This is a genomic window from Lactococcus petauri (assembly GCF_002154895.1).
In the GTDB taxonomy this organism is placed as follows: Bacteria; Bacillota; Bacilli; order Lactobacillales; family Streptococcaceae; genus Lactococcus; species Lactococcus petauri.
Window position 1 is genome coordinate 1 of record NZ_MUIZ01000034.1, and the last position, 801, is coordinate 801.

1 protein-coding gene is annotated in these 801 nt (G+C 36.2%); it reads left to right on the plus strand.

Annotation, left to right across the window (positions count from 1 at the left end):
• Positions 1 to 523: 523 nt before the first annotated feature.
• A partial coding sequence (locus tag BZZ03_RS11755; RefSeq protein WP_143466354.1) for a hypothetical protein occupies positions 524 to 801 on the plus strand: 278 nt, incomplete at its 3' end.

Genomic DNA, 801 nt, shown 5'->3' on the forward strand with positions numbered 1-801 from the left:
TAATATTTGATATACTTACTCTGTTGTCTCTCTACTTCTAATATACCTATAGAATTTTCCAAAGTGAGGACGACATATTACCTATTCCCATAAGTAGGTATTCATTAAGTCAGACACAGAAACTCAATGCGAATCTGTAATTAAGCCTATAACACTTATTGGTCTGATGGAAGCCTCCTTACCTTTTGTAAGGGGCTTTTTAAATATAAGAGAACGAGTATAGCACAGCTACACATATCATCTTAAAAAGTCAAAACCCTAGGGACTTGAAAAGTGGCTCGCACATTAATAACATAATGATACATAATGACTCATCATGCCCCATTATGTACCATTATGATCAACGAAAGGGGCTGCCTGGTAGTGAGGGGGAAAGAGAAGTAGCTATGCGGTATTTGTTTTCTATTTTATATCGTGGTATACTTTTATCCGAATCCTGCTTTTTCTTGGTTCCAGCTTCCTATCGTACGTGATATAATTATTGCTGAATTTATATACTATATTGATAAAGGAGGTCACTCTTATGGAGAAATTTGGGGCGCGTGATCAGAATCCTGAGAAGTATCCGTTTAGAACGCCTGAAGAAGTGGCAGCTTTAGCTACAAAAAATGGAATGTCTGTTCCAGAGTTTATGCGTTTGTATTTAGATAATCTTTATGAAGCTGAGACGATGTGTTGGAATACGTCTACAAGATTTAAAGCAATTATACTTTCACTTAGAAGAGTGGACTTAGATAAAAAAGCTGCGTCTGGTAAACCATTACAAGGTATAAGAGTCATTTATAGGACGGAAAAAGAACA